The organism is Pseudomonas sp. P42, assembly GCF_017973755.1.
Lineage (GTDB): Bacteria > Pseudomonadota > Gammaproteobacteria > Pseudomonadales > Pseudomonadaceae > Aquipseudomonas > Aquipseudomonas iridis.
Map to the genome: position 1 here is coordinate 1 of NZ_JACOPU010000005.1, position 20,733 is coordinate 20,733.

The 20,733-nt window shown below is 60.8% G+C and carries 16 protein-coding genes; 13 read left to right on the top strand and 3 right to left on the bottom strand.

Annotated elements, in window-relative coordinates; translation table 11 throughout:
* Window positions 1-2,488: retention module-containing protein (locus H8B20_RS16825; RefSeq protein WP_210623936.1), on the bottom strand; the 2,488-nt coding region annotated here is incomplete at its 3' end.
* A gap of 358 nt (window positions 2,489-2,846) precedes the next feature.
* On the opposite strand from H8B20_RS16825, the gene H8B20_RS16830 reads away from it, so the two are divergent.
* The 7 genes from H8B20_RS16830 (at window position 2,847) to H8B20_RS16860 (ending at window position 13,295) form a co-directional block, all read left to right on the top strand.
* Window positions 2,847-4,199, top strand: coding sequence for a TolC family outer membrane protein (locus H8B20_RS16830; protein ID WP_042561934.1), 1,353 nt, complete (start codon window positions 2,847-2,849; stop codon window positions 4,197-4,199).
* Window positions 4,200-4,232: 33 nt separating this feature from the next.
* Window positions 4,233-6,389, top strand: coding sequence for a type I secretion system permease/ATPase (locus H8B20_RS16835; RefSeq protein ID WP_210623937.1), 2,157 nt, complete (start codon window positions 4,233-4,235; stop codon window positions 6,387-6,389).
* Window positions 6,379-7,746, top strand: coding sequence for an HlyD family type I secretion periplasmic adaptor subunit (locus H8B20_RS16840; RefSeq protein WP_042557032.1), 1,368 nt, complete (start codon window positions 6,379-6,381; stop codon window positions 7,744-7,746). Before H8B20_RS16835 ends, H8B20_RS16840 begins: the two co-directional genes overlap by 11 nt.
* Before the next feature lie 256 nt (window positions 7,747-8,002).
* The gene (locus H8B20_RS16845; RefSeq protein WP_210623938.1) at window positions 8,003-8,920 is read left to right on the top strand and encodes a LysR family transcriptional regulator; all 918 of its coding nucleotides are present in this window, start codon (window positions 8,003-8,005) and stop codon (window positions 8,918-8,920) included.
* A 192-nt stretch (window positions 8,921-9,112) separates the two neighbouring features.
* Window positions 9,113-10,651 carry an MFS transporter gene (locus tag H8B20_RS16850; RefSeq protein WP_210623939.1) on the top strand — a complete coding sequence of 513 codons (1,539 nt, stop codon included), beginning with the start codon at window positions 9,113-9,115 and terminating at the stop codon, window positions 10,649-10,651.
* A gap of 26 nt (window positions 10,652-10,677) precedes the next feature.
* Window positions 10,678-11,748, top strand: coding sequence for an HlyD family secretion protein (locus tag H8B20_RS16855; RefSeq protein WP_210623940.1), 1,071 nt, complete (start codon window positions 10,678-10,680; stop codon window positions 11,746-11,748).
* Window positions 11,745-13,295 (top strand): efflux transporter outer membrane subunit, encoded by a 1,551-nt coding sequence (locus tag H8B20_RS16860; RefSeq protein WP_210623941.1) that lies wholly within the window; start codon window positions 11,745-11,747, stop codon window positions 13,293-13,295. The genes H8B20_RS16855 and H8B20_RS16860 overlap by 4 nt, the downstream gene beginning before the upstream one ends.
* A gap of 189 nt (window positions 13,296-13,484) precedes the next feature.
* Here H8B20_RS16860 and H8B20_RS16865 read toward each other — a convergent pair whose 3' ends face one another.
* Both H8B20_RS16865 and H8B20_RS16870 read right to left on the bottom strand, forming a co-directional pair.
* Window positions 13,485-14,243 (bottom strand): slipin family protein, encoded by a 759-nt coding sequence (locus H8B20_RS16865; RefSeq protein WP_042557037.1) that lies wholly within the window; start codon window positions 14,241-14,243, stop codon window positions 13,485-13,487.
* Window positions 14,244-14,245: 2 nt separating this feature from the next.
* Window positions 14,246-14,776: an NfeD family protein gene (locus H8B20_RS16870; protein ID WP_210623942.1), complete on the bottom strand. Its 531-nt coding sequence runs from the start codon at window positions 14,774-14,776 to the stop codon at window positions 14,246-14,248.
* Window positions 14,777-15,216: 440 nt separating this feature from the next.
* Here H8B20_RS16870 and H8B20_RS16875 point away from each other — a divergent pair, with 440 nt between their 5' ends.
* From H8B20_RS16875 to H8B20_RS16900, 6 genes are all read left to right on the top strand, one after another.
* Entirely contained in the window at window positions 15,217-15,462 is a 246-nt protein-coding gene (locus tag H8B20_RS16875; RefSeq protein ID WP_210623943.1) for a DUF2789 domain-containing protein, read from the top strand.
* Window positions 15,463-15,645: 183 nt separating this feature from the next.
* Window positions 15,646-16,074, top strand: coding sequence for a MarR family winged helix-turn-helix transcriptional regulator (locus H8B20_RS16880; RefSeq protein ID WP_210623944.1), 429 nt, complete (start codon window positions 15,646-15,648; stop codon window positions 16,072-16,074).
* Window positions 16,071-18,134, top strand: a complete 2,064-nt coding sequence (locus H8B20_RS16885) for an FUSC family protein (protein WP_210623945.1) — start codon at window positions 16,071-16,073, stop codon at window positions 18,132-18,134. Before H8B20_RS16880 ends, H8B20_RS16885 begins: the two co-directional genes overlap by 4 nt.
* Window positions 18,131-18,340 carry a DUF1656 domain-containing protein gene (locus H8B20_RS16890; RefSeq protein WP_007917703.1) on the top strand — a complete coding sequence of 70 codons (210 nt, stop codon included), beginning with the start codon at window positions 18,131-18,133 and terminating at the stop codon, window positions 18,338-18,340. Before H8B20_RS16885 ends, H8B20_RS16890 begins: the two co-directional genes overlap by 4 nt.
* Window positions 18,337-19,224: an efflux RND transporter periplasmic adaptor subunit gene (locus H8B20_RS16895; RefSeq protein WP_047299245.1), complete on the top strand. Its 888-nt coding sequence runs from the start codon at window positions 18,337-18,339 to the stop codon at window positions 19,222-19,224. Before H8B20_RS16890 ends, H8B20_RS16895 begins: the two co-directional genes overlap by 4 nt.
* Window positions 19,221-20,663: an efflux transporter outer membrane subunit gene (locus H8B20_RS16900; protein WP_042557044.1), complete on the top strand. Its 1,443-nt coding sequence runs from the start codon at window positions 19,221-19,223 to the stop codon at window positions 20,661-20,663. Before H8B20_RS16895 ends, H8B20_RS16900 begins: the two co-directional genes overlap by 4 nt.
* The last annotated feature ends 70 nt before the right edge of the window (window positions 20,664-20,733 follow it).

Sequence of the window (20,733 nt, forward strand, 5' to 3'; positions counted from 1 at the left end):
CTGGAACGGTCACGGTGCCGGACGTTTTGCCGGCCTCAATGGTGATCACGGCACCGTTCGACAGAGTCACGGTGACTGGCGAGCCCGCAGCGTTGGTCAGGGTCGCGGTGTAGGTGATCTGGCCACCTTCGGTGACGCTGCCGGTCGCGGTCAGAGTCAGGCCGGTGTTGTCGACCGAGTCAGTGATGGTGGTCACTGCTGGTGTCGGGTTCGGCACCAGGTTTTCGAAGTTGCCGCCGGTAGCGCCAGTGATGGTGGTGCTGACAGTGCTGCCATTGTTGTAGACGTCATTGGCCGCAGTCGGCACGTTGACGGTGCCGGTGGTCTGGCCTGCGCCGATGGTGATAGTCGAGCCGTTCGACAGGGTGACGGTGACCGGCGTTTGCGCCGGGTTGGTCAGGGTCGCGATGTAGGTGATCTGGCCACCTTCGACGACGCTGCCGGTCGCGGTCAGGGTCAGGCCGGTGTTGTCGACCGAGTCGGTGATGGTGGTCACTGCTGGCGTCGGGTTCGGCACCAGGTTTTCGAAGTTGCCGCCGGTAGCGCCAGTGATGGTGGTGCTGACAGTGCTGCCATTGTTGTAAACGTCGTTGGCCGGGGTCGGCACGTTGACGGTGCCGGTGGTCTGGCCCGCGTCAATGGTGATGGTCGAGCCGTTCGACAAGGTGACGGTGACCGGCGTTTGCGCCGGGTTGGTCAGGGTCGCGGTGTAGGTGATCTGGCCACCTTCGGTGACGCTGCCGGTCGCGGTCAGGGTCAGGCCGGTGTTGTCGACTGAGTCAGTGATGGTGGTCACTGCTGGCGTCGGGTTCGGCACCAGGTTTTCGAAGTTGCCACCGGTAGCGCCGGTAATGGTGGTGCTGACGGTGCTGCCATTGTTGTAAACGTCGTTGGCCGGGGTCGGCACGTTGACGGTGCCGGTGGTCTGGCCCGCGTCAATGGTGATAGTCGAGCCGTTCGACAGGGTGACGGTAACCGGCGTTTGTGCCGGGTTGGTCAGGGTCGCGGTGTAGGTGATCTGGCCACCCTCGACGACGCTGCCGGTCGCGGTCAGGGTGAGGCCGGTGTTGTCGACCGAGTCGGTGATGGTGGTCACTGCTGGCGTCGGGTTCGGCACCAGGTTTTCGAAGTTGCCACCGGTAGCGCCAGTGATAGTGGTGCTGACAGTGCTGCCATTGTTGTAAACGTCGTTGGCCGGGGTCGGCACGTTGACGGTGCCGGTGGTCTGGCCCGCGTCAATGGTGATGGTCGAGCCGTTCGACAGGGTGACGGTAACCGGCGTTTGTGCCGGGTTGGTCAGGGTCGCGGTGTAGGTGATCTGGCCACCTTCGACGACGCTGCCGGTCGCTGTCAGGGTCAGGCCGGTGTTGTCGACCGAGTCGGTGATGGTGGTCACTGCTGGCGTCGGGTTCGGCACCAGGTTTTCGAAGTTGCCACCGGTAGCGCCAGTGATGGTGGTGCTGACGGTGCTGCCATTGTTGTAAAAGTCGTTGGCCGCGGTCGGCACGTTGACGGTGCCGGTGGTCTGGCCTGCGCCGATGGTGATAGTCGAGCCGTTCGACAGGGTGACGGTGACCGGCGTTTGCGCCGGGTTGGTCAGGGTCGCGGTGTAGGTGATCTGGCCGCCTTCGGTGACGTTCGGCGCCGTCGTCAGTGTGACGGTGGTGGTGTCGATGGTGTCGGTAACCTGAGTCGTGGCCGGTGTGGTCGGCGGCGTCACGGTGATGCCGTTGCCGCCGGTGGTGCCGGTGACGGTCACGTCGATCTGGGTCGGGTCGTTATAAACCGAGTCGTTCGGTGCCAGCGGTACGTTGACGGTACCGGTGGTCGAGCCGGCCGGAATTACAATCACCGAGCCGTTGGACAGAGTGATGGTCAGGTCGGTGAGCGGCGCCTGGGTCAGGGTCGCGGTGTACACCAGCACGCCGCCGGCTTCGGTGATGGTCGGCGTTGCGCTGAGGCTCAGGGTCGAATCACGCAGGGCATTCGTCGTGGTGTCGGTGTTCTGGCCTCCGGTGATGTTCTGTGCAGCCTGACCGGCCGAATTGATGCCCGCCGTCGGGAAACCAATAGTCGGATCAACGCGACCTGCCGTGGCGTCGAGCATCACGAAACTATGACCGCCGCCGGCTGCACCACCCGTACCTGCGGCGCTTGGGCCGGCAGCGGTGGCTTCGAGTGCGGTAGTCGGGTCGACACCGGCGGCGATGGCCTGCTGCAGTTCTTCTACAGACGGCGCAGCCTGCGCGGTGGCTTCGGACAGGTCAGTACTGGAGTCGGGCGCGCTGGCGCTCCATTGGGTTTCACGACCCAGATCCAGGGTGCGGCCATCAGCCAATTCAAGCGTTACAGCGCCGGAAAGACCGGTGTCGATCTGATCGCCGACAAACAGTCGGTCGCCCTCAACGAGCACGCGGCGTACGCCCTCTGGGGACACCACGAATACCTGACCAACAATGCTTTTGACGATGGCAACAACACTGCTCATTGAAGACTCTCCGGGTGTCACGTTCAGTTGACTTCCATGAACCTGAAGGCATGGATGCCAATTCAGTCTGGACGTACTTTAAAAATGTGCGAAAAAAGTTTTGACGCTTCTAATCGTCAATAATTTGGCTATAATCTTTCGATATTAACTTTATGCCAAACTATTGACCTTCTGGGTGCCATCCTAAACAATCGTCCCACTAATGTCACATTGATATTCCGCGGCGACCTGTCCTTTTGCATGTGAACCAGTTCCTGTTTTGAACTTTCCGACATACGGTCAATTCAGTCGCCAATCATCCGACACAGCAGCACGTTTAGCTGTGATTCAAGACAAGAAGTTCTGGGAAATTTTTACCATGCGTTTGCCTCTCTTCATGGCTGTACCCTTCGCTCTCGCCGCCTCTTTCGTACAAGCACAATCCTTACCAGAAGCCATGCAGCAGGCACTGGATGTCCATCCGGAAATCCAGGCGGGGGTCAACAGTCGTTTAGCCGCGGATTATCAATTAAGAGCAGCCAAAGGTGGATACCTGCCCAAGGTCGATCTGCTGGGCGGTTATGGCCGTGAAGGCACTGACAGCGTGACCACTCGCGCCAACAGCGGTGGCAATCACTGGGAAACCCTGAACCGTAGCGAGTCAAGTTTACGTCTGTCGCAAATGGTTTTTGACGGTTTTGCGACTTCCAGCGAGGTTGGGCGTCAACAAGCCACCGTTAATTCCCGTGCCTACTCTTTGCTGGGTACTTCCGAGCGCACCGGGCTGACAGTTGCCCAGGTTTATCTGGATGTACTGACCCGTCGTGAATTCGTGCGTCTGGCCGAGGACAACCTCAAGAGCCATCAGCGCATCTACGACCAGATCCAGTTGCGCACCCAGCGTGGCGTCGGCAGCGGCGCGGACCTTGATCAGGCCGAAGCGCGGATGGCCCAAGCGCGCAATAACCTGATTACCGAGCAGACCAACCTCGCTGACTCGGAAACCAATTTCCTCAGCGCCGTTGGCCAGATGCCGGATCAACTGGAGCGTCCGGCGCCGTTCATGGCGATGATGCCGGCCAACCTCAATGAAGCGCGTCAGCAGATGCTGGAGAACAGCCCGATCCTGCGGTCGGCCGAGTCTGATATCGCCGCTGCCGAGAAGCAGTACGAAACCGCGAAGTCGACCTTCTACCCACGCTTCGACGCCGAACTGGGCCGCACCGCCGACAATGATCTGGATGGTCAGAACGGCCACAGCAACGAATGGCAGGCCATGTTGCGCATGCGCTTCAACCTCTATTCGGGCGGCAGCAACAAGGCCGATCTGGAGTCCAAGTCGTACCTGTCGAACCAGGCGCTGGATATCCGCAACAACGCCCTGCGTCAGCTGAACGAAGAACTTGGCTTGGCCTGGAATGCCCTGAACAACGCCAACGCTCAGGTGCCGATTGCGCAGCAGTACGTCGATCACAGCACCTCGGTGCGCACGGCTTATCAGCGTCAGTTCAGCCTTGGCGAGCGTACCCTGCTCGATTTGCTCGACAGCGAAAACGAGTTGTTCACCGCTTCGCGGCGTCTGGCTGAAATCAAAAACATTCAGTTATTTACTCAGTATCGAATCAAGGCGACCATGGGCGAGTTGCTCAGAAGCCAGGGAGTGGTCGCGCCGTTGGCATCCGTTGTGCAGAACGACGTGAAGCCCAAGGTTCAGCTGCCTGGGATGAATTGAGTTATCCCTTTCAACTGTTAAAGAGTGTCGAGCGTGGAATCAGAAGTCAGTCGAGTTCATCTCAGTCATGATCCACGCGCGTTGCACGACGATCCGTTGCTGGACGGTCTGCTCGCCCTTTGCATGCTGCACCAGAAGCCCGCCAGCGCGGCGATGCTGACGACCGGCCTGCCTCTGCCCAAACAACGTCTGAGTGTCGAGTTGCTGCCCCGCGCGGCGGCTCGCGCCGGTCTGCAAGGGCGGGTTTTGCAGCGCAAGCTGGAAGAGATTCCAGCGATTGCCATGCCCGCGTTGTTGCTGCTCAAGGATGGACGCAGTGCCGTCCTGCTCGGCTGGCAAGGTGACAATGAAGCGCGGGTGCTGCTCAGCGAAAGCGACGGCGGCGAATCCGTGGTCAGTCGCGAACTGCTGGCCGACGACTACACCGGCAAGGTCTTCTTCGCTCAACCGCAGCACAAATTCGATGTTAACCACGGCACGCTGATCCCGCGCGCGCGCTCGTGGTTTCGCGACACCCTCAAGCGTTCGCGCTGGCTGTACGCCGACGCCATCGCCGCCAGTTTCCTGATCAACATCATCGCCATGGCCGCGCCGCTGTTCGTGATGAACGTCTATGACCGCGTCGTGCCGAACCAGGCCGAAGCGACCCTGTGGGTGCTCGCGCTGGGCATCACCGGCGCGTACATGTTCGATCTGGTCCTCAAGAGCCTGCGCAGCCTGTGTCTGGATCTGGCCGGGAAGAAAACCGACCTGATCATCTCCGCCACGCTGTTCGAACGCATCGTTGGCATGTCGATGAAGTATCGCCCGGCGCGGGTCGGCAGCTTCGCGCAGAACATCCATGAGTTTCAGAGCCTGCGCGATTTCCTCGCCTCGCTGACCCTGACCAGCCTGATCGACCTGCCGTTCACCATCCTGATCTTCATCGTCATCGCCATTCTCGGCGGGCATCTGGTGTGGATTCCGGTGCTGGCATTCCCGATAGCCCTGCTGATTGGTTACGCGCTGCAAAAGCCGCTGGTGGCAACCATGGAACGCACCATGGCCCTCGGTGCAGAGCGTCAGTCGAGCCTGATCGAAACCCTCGCCGGCCTCGACGCGGTCAAGGTCAACAACGCCGAAAGCGAACGCCAATACCAGTGGGAACAGACCATCGGCACCCTCAGCCGTCTCGAACTGCGGGTGAAAATGCTGTCCGGTCTGGCGATGAACATCACCCTGCTGATTCAGCAACTGGCCGGGGTGATCATGATCGTCTTCGGCGTATACCAGATCATCGCCGGCAACCTGAGCATGGGCGGTTTGATCGCCTGCTACATGCTCAGCGGTCGCGCACTCAGCCCGCTGGCGTCGCTGTCGGGTTTGCTGACCCGCTACCAGCAGGCGCGGGTGACGATGACATCGGTGGACCAGATGATGGAGCTGCCGCAGGAGCGCAATTTCGAAGAGCGCCCGCTGAGCCGCAAGGTCCTGCAAGGCGCCATCGAGTGCCGTCAGCTCAACTTCACCTACCCCGAACAACAGAACCCGGCGTTGAAGAACATCAACCTGGTGATCCGTCCCGGCGAGAAAATCGGCATCATCGGCCGCAGCGGCTCGGGTAAGAGTTCGCTCGCCAAACTGCTGGTTGGCCTCTATCAACCGGACGACGGCGCGTTGCTGGTGGACGGCGTGGATATCCGCCAGATCGACGTCAGCGAGTTGCGCTACAACATCGGCTACGTGCCGCAGGACATCCAGCTACTGGCCGGCACCCTGCGTGACAACCTGGTTTCCGGCGCGCGTTATGTCGAAGACGAGCTCGTGCTGCAAGCCGCCGAACTGGCCGGTGTCCACGAGTTCGCCCGCCTGCACCCGCAAGGCTACGAACTGCAAGTGGGCGAGCGCGGGCAAAACCTGTCCGGCGGTCAGCGCCAGAACGTCGCGCTGGCCCGGGCGCTGTTGCTCAATCCGCCGATCCTGCTGATGGACGAGCCGACCAGCGCGATGGACAACACCGGCGAAGAACGCCTCAAGCAACGCCTCGCAGCGGTGATTGAAAACAAGACCGTGGTGCTCGTCACGCACCGGGCTTCCCTGTTGTCGCTGGTGGATCGTCTGTTGGTGATCGATCGCGGGCAGATTCTCGCCGACGGCCCGAAAGCTGCGGTGATGGAAGCGTTGAAGAAGGGGCAGATCAGTGTTGCTTAAGTCGGGTTTCAAGGATTCGATCCGTCGCTACTTCAAAGGCACTGCATCGCTGCAGGGCCAGCCGCTGCCCGAGGTCAACAAGGCGCTGATCGAGGACGCCCCGCGCGTCGTGCGCCTGACCATCTGGGCGATTATCGGCTTTTTCGTGTTCCTCATGCTCTGGGCCAACTTTGCCGTGATCGACGAAGTGACCAAGGGCGACGGCAAGGCGATTCCATCGTCGAAGATCCAGAAGATCCAGAACCTCGAGGGCGGGATCGTTTCCGAACTGTTCGTCAAGGAAGGCCAGATCGTCGAAGCCGGTGCACCGCTTATTCGCCTTGATGACACGCGATTTGCCTCTAACGTCGGCGAAACCGAGGCTGATCGGCAGTCGATGCTACTGCGCGTCGAGCGCCTGAGCGCCGAGGTCGATGACCGCCCGCTGAATTTCCCGGAGGACGTGGTCAAAGCCGTTCCCGGTCAGGCGAAAAGTGAAGAATCGTTGTATATCAGCCGTCGTCAGCAACTGCACGACGAGATAGGCGGCTTGCAGGAGCAGTTGATCCAGCGTCAACAAGAGCTGCGCGAGTTCAGCTCCAAGCAGGCGCAGTATCGCCAGCAGCTGAATTTGCAGCGTCAGGAAATCAACATGTCCGAGCCGCTGGTGGCGCAGGGCGCGGTGTCCCCGGTTGAAGTGCTGCGCCTCAAGCGTGCCGAAGTGGAAACCCGTGGTCAGCTCGACGCCACCACGTTGGCGATTCCACGCGCCGAGTCGGCGATCAAGGAAGTGCAGCGCAAGGTTGATGAGACGCGCGGCAAATTCCGCAGCGAAGCGCTCACTCAGTTGAACGAAGCGCGCACTGATCTGAACAAGGCGCAGGCCACCGGCAAGGCACTGGAAGACCGCGTCAGCCGTACGCTGGTGACATCGCCGGTGCGCGGCATCGTCAACAAATTGCTGGTCAACACCATCGGTGGCGTGATTCAGCCGGGCAGCGACATGGTGGAAATCGTACCGCTGGACGACACTTTGCTGGTCGAGGCCAAGATCCGCCCGCAGGACATCGCATTCCTGCACCCGGGGCAGGAGGCGATCGTGAAATTCACCGCCTACGACTACACCATTTACGGCGGGCTGAAGGCTCAGCTGGAGCAGATCGGCGCCGACACCATCACCGACGAAGACAAGAAAACCACTTACTACATCATCAAGGTGCGCACCGAGCGCAGCCACCTGGGCACCGATGAGAAGCCTTTGCTGATCATTCCGGGGATGGTCGCGTCGGTGGACATCATCACCGGCAAGAAGTCGGTGTTGAGTTATCTGCTCAAGCCGATCATTCGCGCGCGGGCCGAGGCGTTGCACGAGCGCTAGATCTCCATTGGCCTTAATGGCCTCATCGCTGGCAAGCCAGCTCCCACAAGGTTCTCGGTTGGAACACGATTATGTGTTCAACATCGGGACCTGTGGGAGCTGGCTTGCCAGCGATGGCGTCATTGAAATCACCCCATTTCGCCAATAAGTGACACAAATCGTCACTCACCATTCAGTCCAGACAGGCGCCAACTAACTTAGGGATGTTTGCTAGCATTGCGCACAGATCAATCCAGATCAGCCAAGAGTGCTCAGCATGCAACTCCCGGACATGAACCTTCTGGTCGCCCTCGACGCCTTGCTCGACGAGGGCAGTGTGGTCGGCGCCGCGCGGCGGATGAACCTCAGCCCGGCGGCGATGAGCCGGACCTTGACGCGGATCCGTGAAGCCATCGGCGACCCGATTCTGGTGCGCGCCGGTCGGGGGCTGGTGCCAACCCCGAAAGCGTTGGAATTGCGCGAACAGGTGCGCGATGTAGTCGAGCAGGCCGCGCTGTTGTTCCGTTCGGCTGACGAAGTGGAACTGAGCACCTTGCGCCGGCGCTTCAGCATCCGCGCCAACGACTTCTTTGTCGGCGTTTACGGCGGCAAGCTCTTCGACACCCTCGACCAAGTCGCGCCGCACTGCGAACTGCGCTTCGTCCCGGAGGGCGATGGCGACGATGAAGCGCTGCGCGAGGGGCGCATCGACCTGAGCGTCAGCAACACTCGGCCGGTGACGCCTGAGGTGAAGGTGCAGAACCTGTTCTCCACCCATTTTGTCGGTCTGGTGCGTGAGGATCATCCCTTGCTTGATGGCGAGGTCACCGCCGAGCGCTACGCCGGGTTCTCCCACATCAGCATGTCGCGCCGTGGCATTGCCCGCGGGCCTATCGACACGGCGCTGAATGCAATGGGCCTGGAGCGGCGAGTGGCGGTGATCGCGCCGAGTTTCCATGCGGCGATGTTCGCTTTGCCGGACTCTGACCTGATCCTGCCGGTGCCCAAGGAAGCGTTGCTGAGTGTGCGGCGGCTGGGGTTGAAGCTGCGTTCGTTCGACCTGCCGATCCCGCTGCCGACACTGATGCTGACTCAGGCGTGGCACCCGCGTTTCGACAAGGATCCGGCACACCGCTGGCTGCGCGAAACCCTCAAGAGTTGCTGCGACGAAACCTGGCTCGCTGCCCAACCTTGAAGAGCAAAAGATCGCAGCCTTCGGCAGCTCCTACATTGAAATGCATTCCCCTGTAGGAGCTGCCGAAGGCTGCGATTTTTTGATCTTGCATAGTTGCGTCAGACGCACTTATAACCCGCCAACAAGTCAATTTTCGTCAGCACTAAGCCCGACTAAGATGCTCCGGTATTTTTCCCTCCGGAGTTTGCATTCATGACATCCCTGACGGTCCCGGCGCCTCTTGCTGCGGCCAGCCCGGCGACGGCGGTCACGCCCCCGGTGTTCGGGGCGCGGATCATCATCGGGCTGGTCGGCGTGCTGCTGGCGGTGCTGGTGTCGGGCCTCAACGAGATGGTGACCAAGGTCGCCCTGGCCGACATTCGCGGCGCGTTGAATATCGGTTACGACGAAGGTACCTGGCTGGTTGCCAGTTACACCGCTACCTCGGTCGCGGCCATGGCCTTCGCGCCGTGGTGCTCGGTGACCTTTTCGTTGCGTCGCTTCACCCTCTGCGCGATCAGCCTGTTCACCTTGCTCGGGTTGCTCTGTCCGTTCGCCCCGAATTACGAGAGCCTGCTGCTGATGCGCACCTTGCAAGGGTTGGCGGGCGGCGCGTTGCCGCCGATGCTGATGACTGTTGCGCTGCGCTTCCTGCCGGCCAATTTCAAACTCTACGGCCTGGCCGGTTATGCGCTGACCGCCACTTTTGGTCCGGGCCTGGGTACACCGCTGGCCGGGTTATGGACCGAGTACGTCGGCTGGCAATGGACGTTCTGGCAAATCATCGTGCCGTGCCTGATTGCCATGGTGATGGTGGCTTACGGCATCCCGCAGGATCCACTGCGCCTTGAACGTCTCAAGGCGTTTAACTGGAAGGGCCTGCTGCTGGGCTTTCCGGCGATCTGCATGTTGGTGATCGGTCTGTTGCAGGGCAATCGGCTGGACTGGTTCGAGTCGAACCTGATCAGCGCCTTGCTGATCTCGGGATCGCTGCTGCTGGTGGCGTTTCTGATCAACGAGTGGTCGCAGCCGATTCCGTTTTTCAAGTTGCAGATGCTCGGTATCCGCAACCTGGCGTTCGCGCTGATGACCCTGGCTGGCGTGTTGATCGTGCTGCAAGCAGTGGTGTTGATTCCGTCGAGCTATCTGGCGCAAGTGCAGGGTTATCGGCCGGTGCAGACCGCGCCGATCATGCTGATCGCGGCGCTACCGCAGTTGATCGCGCTGCCGCTGGTGGCGGCCCTGTGCAACCTGCGCTGGGTCGACTGCCGTTGGGTGCTGGGCATTGGTTTGAGCATGCTGACGCTGTCCTGTCTGGGCGGGTCGCTGCTGACTTCGGAGTGGATTCGCGACAATTTCTATGTCCTGCAATGGCTGCAGATTTTTGGCCAGCCGATGTCGGTACTGCCGCTGCTGATGCTATCGACCGGCAGCATCCAGCCCATGGACGGGCCGTTTGCTTCAGCGTGGTTCAACACCGTGAAGGGCCTGGCGGCGGTAGTCGCCACAGGAGTGATCGAAGCGCTGACCACATCGCGTCTGCATTTTCACTCGACCATGCTGGTCGACAGCCTCGGCAATTCGCCTCTGGCCGACCGCAGCGACCCGGGCCTCGCCCATCGCCTCCACGAACAAGCGGTGGTGCTGACGTCTTCCGATCTCTATGTGTGCATGGCGGGCGTCGCAGTGACGCTGATCCTGCTGATTTTCTGGCTGCCGACGCGGATCTTTCCACCGCGCGCGCCGACCTGATTGCTGTACTGAAAATGAAGGTTTCCATGATGACTCAAGCAAAGCAAAAACTCGCGGTGGCCCTGGCGGCCGCGTTGGCTGTTGGCGTGCTGGTGTATCTGGCGATGCCCGGCCTGTTCGGCAAACGCACTCAGCAGAACACTAACGATGCGTTTGTTTCCGCCGACTACACCCTGGTGGTGCCGCGCGTGGCCGGGTTCATCAAGGAAGTGCTGGTGGAAGACAACCAGCAAGTGACGGCGGGGCAGTTGCTGGCGTTGATCGATGATCGCGATTTGCGCGCTTCTGCCGAGGCGGCGGATGCGCAAACCCTGGTCGCCCGGGCGCAGTTGCAGAATGCCAAGGCGACGCTGGAGCGTCAGACTTCGGTGATCGCTCAGGCGCAAGCTTCGGTGGTGTCGGCCAAGGCTGAAATGGCCTTCGCCCGGCAGGAATTGAATCGCTACAACCACCTCGCCGGTGTCGGCGCCGGTACCGTGCAGAACGCGCAACAGGCCCGCACCCGCATCGATCAAGCCAGTGCGCGCCTTGACACGGCCAGCGCGAAACTGGCGGCGGAGCGCAAGCAGGTCGACATCCTCGCCGCCCAGCGTGATGCCGCCGAAGGCAGTTTGAAACACGCACAAGCGGCACTGGAAATCGCCAGTTTCGAACTGTCCTACACACGCATTACCGCGCCGCAGGATGGCATGGTCGGCGAACGTGCCGTGCGTGTCGGCGCTTATGTCACGCCGGGCAGCAAACTGCTGGCAGTGGTGCCGTTGAAGCAGGCTTATGTGGTCGCCAATTTTCAGGAGACACAACTGACCGATGTGCAGCCTGGGCAGGAAGTACGGGTGCGCGTTGATAGTCTGGGTGGCGAAGCGCTGACCGGTCGCGTCGAAAGCATTGCTCCGGCCACCGGCGTGACGTTTGCGGCGGTGAAACCGGACAACGCCACGGGTAACTTCACCAAGGTTGTGCAGCGGATTCCGGTGAAGATCATGCTCGAGCCGGGCCAGCCATTGGCCGAGCGCCTGCGGGTGGGTATGTCGGTGGAGGCGAGTATTGATACGCGTACGGCGGCGAATCCGGTGCGTGAGGTGACTCAGCGATGAATCGAGTTGACCGAACCGACGCCTTCGCGAGCAGGCTCGCTCCCACATTGTGCAACGCGTTCCACCTGTGGGAGCGAGCCTGCTCGCGAAGAGGCAATTTGCAGCGATTGATATCCACAGTCGTAATCGCTGCTGGCCTCACCGCCTGCACCGTCGGCCCCGACTTCCACAAACCCGAAGCCCCGCAAATCGCCAACTGGGCAAAACCAGCCAAATCCGCGCCCAGCCAAGCGGTCAGCGAGCCCCTTGACGAGCGCTGGTGGGAAGTCTTCAACGACTTGCAACTGTCGGCCCTGACCCAGCGCGCTGTCAGCAGCAACCTCGACCTGAAACTGGCCAGCAGTCGCCTGCAACAGAGCCGTGCCGCACGTCAGGTCATCACTGCCGAGCGCTACCCGAATACCGCCGCCACCGGCAGTTACGGGCGCAAACGCAACAGCGGCGAAGGCCTGAATGACCCGTCCGGGCACAACGGCGATTCCGCCTTCAATCTGTGGGACGCCGGTTTCTCCGCCTCGTGGGAACTGGATTTCTGGGGCCGCGTGCGCCGGGAAACCGAAGCCGCCGACGCCAACCTCGAAGTCGCCGAAAACGACCGTCGCGGCGTGCTTTTGGCGGTGCTCGCCGACACTGCGCAGAACTACATCCAGCTGCGCGGCGTGCAGAACACTCGTGCCGTCACCGAACAGAATCTCGACGTCGCCCGGCACAGCCTCAAGCTCTCGCAGCTGCGCCTCAATGATGGCGTGGCGACCGATCTGGACGTCGCCGAAGCCGCTGCGCAAGTCGCCGCCATCGAGTCCAGCTTGCCTGCACTCGAACAGCGCCAGTCGCAACTGATCAACGCGATCAGCCTTTTGATAGGCGAGCCACCGCAGGCTCTGAATAAAGAATTATCCACAGACTCCGCGGTGCCACAGTCGCCTCTCGAAGTTGCTATCGGCCTGCCGTCGCAACTGGCTGAGCGCCGGCCGGACATCCGTCAAGCCGAAGCCCGACTGCACGCCGCCACCGCCAACATCGGTGTGGCCAAGGGTGATTTCTATCCGCGCATCACCCTGTCCGGCAACCTCGGTTCGCAAGCGATGCAGCTCAGTGATTTCGGCTCGTGGGGCTCGCGTGCGTTCGGCATCGGCCCGCAATTCAGCCTGCCGCTGTTCGATGGCGGCCGCCTGCGCGGCGTATTGCAGTTACGCGAAGCCCAGCAACAGGAAGCAGCGATCGGCTATCAGCAGACCGTGCTGCGTGCCTGGCACGAAATTGACGATCAACTGACGGCATACAACGCCAGCCAACGCCGCCGCGACAGTCTCGCCGAGGCCGTACGCCAGAACCAGATCGCTTTGCGCACCGCGCAACAGCAATACGTCGAAGGCGTGGCCGACTTCGTCAATGTGCTTACTGTGCAAGGGGCGTTGCTCGCAACGCAGGAGCAATGGGTGGAAAGTTCGACCGGGGTTTCGCTGGCGATGGTCGGGTTGTATCGGGCGTTGGGTGGGGGGTGGGAGTCGGTGTATCCCGCAGAAGTTGTTACCAGTAATCCGTAGAAAAGGCTTTAGCCATCGACAAAAAACCCATGGCGCACAAAAAATCCTCAGAAACGAAAAACCGGCCTGGGCCGGTTATTTATCCACAACTGCCAGCGAACTGAATCGCTGCGTACAGCGTTGAGTAAGGCAATCCTGGAGCGAGTACGTCATGTCGCACTGATGACTTCCCTCGCCACAGGGATGGCGTCAGGATTTTCCCGACAAGTCCGCCATGCCCTTGAGCAACTCAATCGGTAGCGGGAAGACAATCGTCGAACTCTTGTCGCCAGCAATCGAGGTCAAGGTCTGCATGTAGCGCAGTTGCATCGCACCAGGCTGGCGGCCGAGCATTTCGGCGGCCTGCATGAGCTTTTCCGAGGCCTGCAGTTCGCCTTCGGCGTGGATTACCTTGGCCCGCCGTTCACGTTCGGCCTCGGCTTGTTTGGCGATGGCGCGCACCATCGACTCATTCAGGTCGACGTGTTTGATCTCGACATTGGCAACCTTGATGCCCCAGGTATCGGTTTGCGCGTCGAGCACTTGCTGGATGTCGATGTTCAACTGCTCGCGCTCGGCCAGCAGTTGATCCAGTTCATGTTTACCGAGCACGGCGCGCAGCGTGGTCTGCGCCAGTTGGCTGGTGGCGGAGAGGAAATCTTCGACCTGGATGATGGCCTTCTGCGGGTCGAGCACGCGGAAATACAGCACCGCGTTAACCTTCACTGAAACGTTGTCGCGGGTAATCACATCCTGCGGCGGCACATCGAGAACCACGGTGCGCAGGTCGACCCGAACCATTTGCTGCACCACCGGAATCAGCAGGATCAGCCCTGGGCCTTTGACCTGCCAGAAACGCCCGAGCTGGAATACCACCCCGCGCTCGTATTCACGCAGGATTCGAAACGTCGATCCGGCCAGGACGATCACCAACAACAGCAGCGCAACAAAACCGATTTGCAGACCCATGATCACTCTCCGTGTTGAGCCGCGTCAGTCGCACTGACTTGCAGCAATAAGCCGTTTCGCCCGACCACGCGTACCGACTGCCCTGTGTGCAGTGGTGTGGTGCTGAGCACCTGCCAATGTTCGCCTTGCAGTTGCACCCAGCCGTTACGCGGGTTTTGCGCGTGCACGGTAGTCACCGCCGTCACGCTGCCGACCAGGCCGGCGTCGCCGCTGACCGCGTTTCGCGGCCGGGTTTTCAAGGCGCGGATGATCAGCGCAAGCAAGAGCAGAGCGCTAAGCAGACCGAAGCCGATCATCATGGGCACCGGCAAGTCGGCATTGCCCAGAATCAGCGCGCCGATGACGAACATGATGATCCCGCCCAGGCCAATCACGCCGTAATTGGGCAGCACGGCTTCGGCAATCAAAAAAACGATACCCAAGGTGATCAGCCATAAGCCGACAGGGCTCATCGGCGGCAATGAGGTGTCGGCGGCGAAGGCCGACCCACTCAGCAGGAGTAACCAGACAAACGCACAACATCGGCTGTTCACGTGACCCTCCGCGAGAATCGTGGGGTGGTTCTTTCAGTCTAGTTGAGCCTCGCGCTGCCTGAATATTGATCAATGTGCGGATGTGTCCGGTGAGCGGATTTCCCCTCGCCTGCAGCCTGTCGAACTAGACTCAAAGACACGCCAACAACCCTCCAGCGCAACTCCGAGTTGCATCATGCGAATGGCCAAAAAGGTGTAAAGCAGCCTGGCTCGGGCGCATTGCGAATATGACATCGTCGCCACCGTCACTCGTCCAGCAGCCTGGAGACTGCGCGGGTTAGTCCATGCGCAGGTGCGGGAGTTGAGTCGTTAGGTTTTGTGCCGGTCTCGCTGACGCTTTCGCGAGCCGGCTCGCTCCCACCGAGATCGAGTTCAACCTGTGGGAGCGAGCCTGCACGCGAAAATTCTTCCACTCACCGCGTCATCCAAGGAATTCATCAATGGAAAACCCAAACCACAGCCTCCCGTCGTTATTCAAACAACTGGGCCTGGACAACGACCCGGTCAGCATCGACCAATTCATCGTCACCCATTCCCCCCTCAAACCAGAGCTGCATCTGGCGGACGCGTTTTTCTGGAGCAAAAGCCAGGCGGAGTTTTTGCGGGACGAGATTCTCGATGATGCGGATTGGGCAGAAGTGGTGGATCAGTTGAATGTGTTGTTGCGTAAGGGACGGCAGGGATGAGGGGCGCTCTTTGCATCCATGCTGACGGTCCGTTTGATGATGAGGATCGTTTCCACGTCATCATCTTCGATGCGCATTCAATTGTTTCAAAACTTGACTGAATTTCCCCTCCAATGCGATATTGATAGTTAGCAAACTAACAGTGTCTATTTTCCCGTGCCTAATTCCCTCGACGCTCTCCAGATGAACATCAGCAGTGCCATGGTGGTGGCCGCCAGGCATTGGCGGAAGATCTGCCAGACCACGCTGGTCAACTATGGAATCTCCGAAGCCTGCGCCGTCCCGTTATTAATGATCGGGCGGCTGGGCGAGGGTGTGCGCCAGGTGCAAGTGGCGCAGGCGGCCGGGATGGAGAGTCCGTCGCTGGTGCGACTGCTCGATCAGTTGTGCTACGCCGGCTATGTCTGCCGCACCGAAGACACACAGGATCGCCGCGCCAAGTGCCTGAGCCTGACCGACACCGGTCGTGAGTTGGTGCAAGCGGTGGAAGTCGAATTGGTGCGTCTGCGTCACGAAGTACTCGAAGGCATCGACCAGAGTGATCTGGAGGCTACGCTTCGGGTACTCAGAGCTTTTGAGGCGGCCCATCCGCCCGTGGTGGTTAATTCTTGAACGGTTTTTTTTCAGGCATTCCGCCGGCCCGGGACTGGTTCTACGGGATTCGCACGTTTGCCGCGTCGATGCTCGCGCTGTACATCGCCATGCTCATGCAAATGCCGCGTCCCTATTGGGCGATGGCCACGGTTTACATCGTTTCCAGCCCATTTCTCGGGCCAACCAGTTCCAAGGCGTTGTACCGCGCCATCGGTACATTTCTCGGTGCGGCGGCGGCGGTGTTTTTTGTGCCGATGTTCGTCCAGAGCCCTTTTGTACTGGTGGTCGTCATCGCCTTGTGGACGGGGATTTTGCTGTTCCTGTCGCTGCATTTACGCACCGCCAACAGTTACGCATTGATGCTGGCCGGTTACACGCTGCCGTTGATTGCCTTGCCGGTGGTGGATAACCCGTTGGCGGTGTGGGATGTGGCGGAAGCGCGTACCGAAGAGATTTTCCTCGGCATTGCCGTCGCCGCTGTCGTTGGTGCGATGTTCTGGCCACGTCGCCTTGCGCCGGTGTTCAACGATGCCGTGGGCAAATGGTTCGCCGACGCGTCGACCTACAGCCTGAAGTTTCTCAGCCGCGACGTGCAGCCCGAAGAAGTCACGGCCCTGCGCATGGCGATGGTTGCCAATTTCAATAGCCTCGAATTGATGATCGGCCAGCTGCCGCACGAAGGCTCGCGGCCGCAAACCGTGCGCAACACCAAGGAACTGCGCGGGCGAATGATCCACCTGTTGCCGGTGATTGATGCCCTCGAAGACTCGCTCTATGCCCTCGAACGACGCACGCCGGAGCTGGTGGAAAAATTCGCGCCGCTGTTGGCCGCGACGCGTGAATGGCTCGACCACAACGACGCCGATCTCGACCGCTGGCAGGCACTCAAGGATCAGCTCGAAGCCCTGCAGCCAAGCGCCGAAGCACTTGAGGACCGCAAGCAGTTACTGTTTTCCAACGCGATTTATCGCCTCGGCGAATTCATCGATTTGTGGCAAGACTGCCGCAGTCTGCAAGACGCAATTCTCTGCGAGCGCCAAGACAGCTGGCGCGCGGTTTATCGCCACTGGCGCCTCGGCCGGCTGACGCCGTTTATCGACCGTGGGCTGATGCTCTATTCGGTGGCGTCGACCATTCTGGCGATCATTGTCGCCTCGGTGCTGTGGATTCTGCTCGGCTGGCCGGATGGCGGCAGCGCGGTGATTCTGGCGGCAGTCGCGTGCAGCTTCTTCGCCTCGATGGACGACCCGGCGCCGCAGATTTACCGGTTCTTTTTCTGGACCGGCATGTCGGTGCTGTTCGCCAGCCTGTACCTGTTTTTGATTCTGCCCAACCTGCACGATTTTCCGATGCTGGTATTGGCGTTTGCCGTCCCGTTTATCTGCGTTGGCACCCTGACGGTACAGCCGCGTTTCTACCTCGGCATGCTGCTGACGCTGGTTAACACCTCGTCGTTCATCAGTATTCAGGGTGCTTACGATGCCGATTTTTTTGCCTTCGTGAACTCCAATCTGGCGGGGCCGATCGGCCTGCTGTTCGCGTTCATCTGGACGCTGGTGGCGCGTCCGTTCGGTGCCGAGTTCGCAGCCAAACGGCTGACCCGCTTCAGTTGGAAAGACATTGTCGACATGACCGAGCCGGCCAGTCTCGCTGAACACCGCAAGCTGGGCGTGCAGTTGCTTGATCGGCTGATGCAGCACCTGCCGCGTCTGGCGCTGACTGGCCAGGACACCGGCATTGCCATGCGCGAAGTACGCGTGGGCCTGAATCTGCTCGACCTGATCGCTTACACACCGAGGATGACCGGCTTACCGAAGGCACTATTGCAGCAAGTGGTTAGCGAAGTCGGCGGGTATTTCCGCGCTTGCCTCAAGGCTGGCGAACGCTTGCCGGCGCCGAGCCCTTTGTTGATGACCCTGGACCGCACCCGCCGTGCGCTTAATGGCCACGGCGACGAAGAAACCCGGCTACACCTGTTGCACGCCCTGAGCGGTTTGCGTCTGGCATTGCTGCCCGGCGTTGAATTCGTTTCCAGCGCCGAGCCCGAAGAACCGCTGCCCGATGGAGCGCCCCTATGATCGGTGATCTGGACATCAGCGGCATTTTCCTGCCGACCCTGCTGGTGTTGATGGGCATCACTTATGTGCTGTTTTTGCTGGTGCATGCCGTGCTCACGCGCGTGCACTTTTACCGTCTGGTCTGGCACCGGGCATTGTTCAACGTGGCGCTCTACGCCGTGCTTTTGTACGGCGTGGACTCACTCAGTCGATACCTGATGACATGAAAAAACCGTTTTTGACCATCGGTCGCGTGGTACTGACCCTGCTGATCGTGACTTTTGCCGTTGTCCTCGTCTGGCGCATGGTGATGTATTACATGTTCGCGCCGTGGACGCGCGACGGCCACATTCGCGCCGACATCATCCAGATCGCCCCGGACGTTTCCGGGCTGATCCAGCAGGTCGAGGTGAAGGACAACCAGCTGATCAAGCGTGGCCAGGTGCTGTTCAGCATCGACCAGGATCGTTTCAAACTGGCGCTGCGTCAGGCCAAAGCCGCGGTCGCGGATCGCGAAGAAACCCTGGCGCAAGCGCAGCGTGAAGCCAAGCGAAACCGTGGATTGGGTAATCTGGTGCCGGCCGAGCAACTGGAAGCGAGCCAGTCGCGTGTCGCCCGTGCGCAATCGGCGCTGGCCGAAGCGCTGGTGACGGTGGACAGCGCTCAGCTCAACCTTGATCGCTCGGTAATCCGCAGTCCGGTGGATGGCTACGTCAACGACCGTGCGCCGCGTCCTCAGGAATTCGTCACCGCCGGGCGTCCGGTGTTGTCGCTGGTCGACAGCAACTCCTTCCACATCGACGGCTATTTCGAAGAGACCAAACTCGACGGCATTCATGTCGGCCAGTCGGTGGATATCCGTGTGATTGGCGACCGTGCGCGACTGCGCGGGCATGTCGAAAGCATCGTCGCCGGCATCGAAGACCGCGACCGCAGCAGCGGCAGCAATCTGCTGCCAAACGTCAACCCGGCGTTCAGTTGGGTGCGGCTGGCACAGCGGATTCCGGTGCGCATCGCCTTCGATGAGGTGCCGGCAGATTTCCGCATGATCGCCGGGCGGACCGCCACGGTGTCGATTATTGACGACAGGAAACAGGAGCCCGAGCAATGAACAAGGCCCTGATGATCGCCGGGTTGGGCGTGATGCTCTCGGCCTGTCAGATGGTCGGACCGGATTATCAGGTGCCCGATGAAGCGGCCGTCCAGCGCAAGGATTTTCAGGGCGAGCTGGCGGTGGCCGGCAAACCGGTGGTCTCGGCGCCGGTGCCGGCTGACTGGTGGCGCCTTTATAAGGACCCACGTCTGGATCAACTGGTGCAGCAGGCCATGGCCTCCAACACGGATCTGCGCGTGGCGGCGGCGAACCTGTCGCGGGCCCGCGCGCAGGTCGATGAGGCCGAAGCGGCGGGTGGCTGGAGCGCTGGCGTAAAAATGGGCGCGCAGCGTTTGCAGGAATCCGGTCAGGCATTCCTGCTTCCGGAAAAAGTCCCGGTCGATAACGTCGGCGATATCGGCATCAGCGCTTCTTATCAATTCGATCTGTGGGGCACCTTGCAGCGCGGCATCGAAGGTGCGAAGGCCAACGCCGATGCCACCCAGGCAGCAGCTGATACTGCGCGGATCACGTTAGTGGCTGACGTGGTTCGCGCCTATACCCAGGTGTGTGCGGCGAATGAGGAGCGGGAAATCGCAGAGCACTCTCTCGATCTGCAAGCGCAAAGCACCACGCTGACCCAGCGCTTGCGCGATGCCGGACGTGGCGACGAAACCCAGGTCACCCGCTCGCAAACCCAATTCAAATCTCTGCGCGCTGACCTGCCGCGTTACGAAGCGGCGCGTCAGGCTGGACTGTTTCGTCTGTCGATGCTGCTCGCCAAACCCGTTGATCAATTGCCGACGGGCACAGCGACCTGCGCAGAGCTACCGAAAATCGCGCAATTGGTGCCGGTCGGTGATGGCGCCGCGTTGCTCAAGCGCCGTCCTGATATTCGTCAGGCCGAACGGCGGCTGGCCGCTTCGACCGCCGGGATCGGTGTTGCCACTGGCGAGTTGTACCCGGACATCAGCATCGGCGCGACGATCGGCACCGTCGGCCTTATCGACGACCTGGGTGACCCATCGACCAACCGTTGGGGCTTCGGCCCGTCGCTGAGCTGGAAGGTGCCGACCAACGGCGCGCGCGCGCGCATTCGCGAGGCCGAAGCGTCTACGCAAGGCGCGTTGGCGCATTTCGACGGCGTGGTGCTCAACGCCATTCGCGAAACCCAGACGGGTCTGGCTCAGTACACTGCCTTGTTGCAGCGCCGTGATGCACTGGCCGATGCCGAGCAATCGGCGAAACTGGCTGCAGACCAGACGCACCGCTTCTTTCAGGCCGGCCGCGAATCGTTCCTCGCCGACCTGCAAGCGACCCGCACCTACACGGATGTCACCGCGCAACTGGCCGCTGCCAACACTCAAGTCGCCATGAGCCAGATCGATTTGTTCCTCGCCCTCGGCGGCGGTTGGGAAAGCGGACGAACGCAAGCCTCGAGCCCGAGCAAACCCTGACGCCGTAGCTATGCTTGAAGTGTTGAAAGGGCGCCATGTGCAAAAGCGTCCCTTCAGCGCACATTGCTAG

Bases quoted from the DNA above. Each gene is read 5' to 3' on its own strand.
- H8B20_RS16875 (WP_210623943.1), top strand. From the start codon at position 15,217: ATGGAAAACCCAAACCACAGCCTCCCGTCGTTATTCAAACAACTGGGC.
- H8B20_RS16880 (WP_210623944.1), top strand. From the start codon at position 15,646: ATGAACATCAGCAGTGCCATGGTGGTGGCCGCCAGGCATTGGCGGAAG.
- H8B20_RS16850 (WP_210623939.1), top strand. From the start codon at position 9,113: ATGACATCCCTGACGGTCCCGGCGCCTCTTGCTGCGGCCAGCCCGGCG.
- H8B20_RS16890 (WP_007917703.1), top strand. From the start codon at position 18,131: ATGATCGGTGATCTGGACATCAGCGGCATTTTCCTGCCGACCCTGCTG.
- H8B20_RS16895 (WP_047299245.1), top strand. From the start codon at position 18,337: ATGAAAAAACCGTTTTTGACCATCGGTCGCGTGGTACTGACCCTGCTG.
- H8B20_RS16860 (WP_210623941.1), top strand. From the start codon at position 11,745: ATGAATCGAGTTGACCGAACCGACGCCTTCGCGAGCAGGCTCGCTCCC.
- H8B20_RS16830 (WP_042561934.1), top strand. From the start codon at position 2,847: ATGCGTTTGCCTCTCTTCATGGCTGTACCCTTCGCTCTCGCCGCCTCT.
- H8B20_RS16865 (WP_042557037.1), bottom strand. From the start codon at position 14,243: ATGGGTCTGCAAATCGGTTTTGTTGCGCTGCTGTTGTTGGTGATCGTC.
- H8B20_RS16855 (WP_210623940.1), top strand. From the start codon at position 10,678: ATGATGACTCAAGCAAAGCAAAAACTCGCGGTGGCCCTGGCGGCCGCG.
- H8B20_RS16845 (WP_210623938.1), top strand. From the start codon at position 8,003: ATGCAACTCCCGGACATGAACCTTCTGGTCGCCCTCGACGCCTTGCTC.
- H8B20_RS16900 (WP_042557044.1), top strand. From the start codon at position 19,221: ATGAACAAGGCCCTGATGATCGCCGGGTTGGGCGTGATGCTCTCGGCC.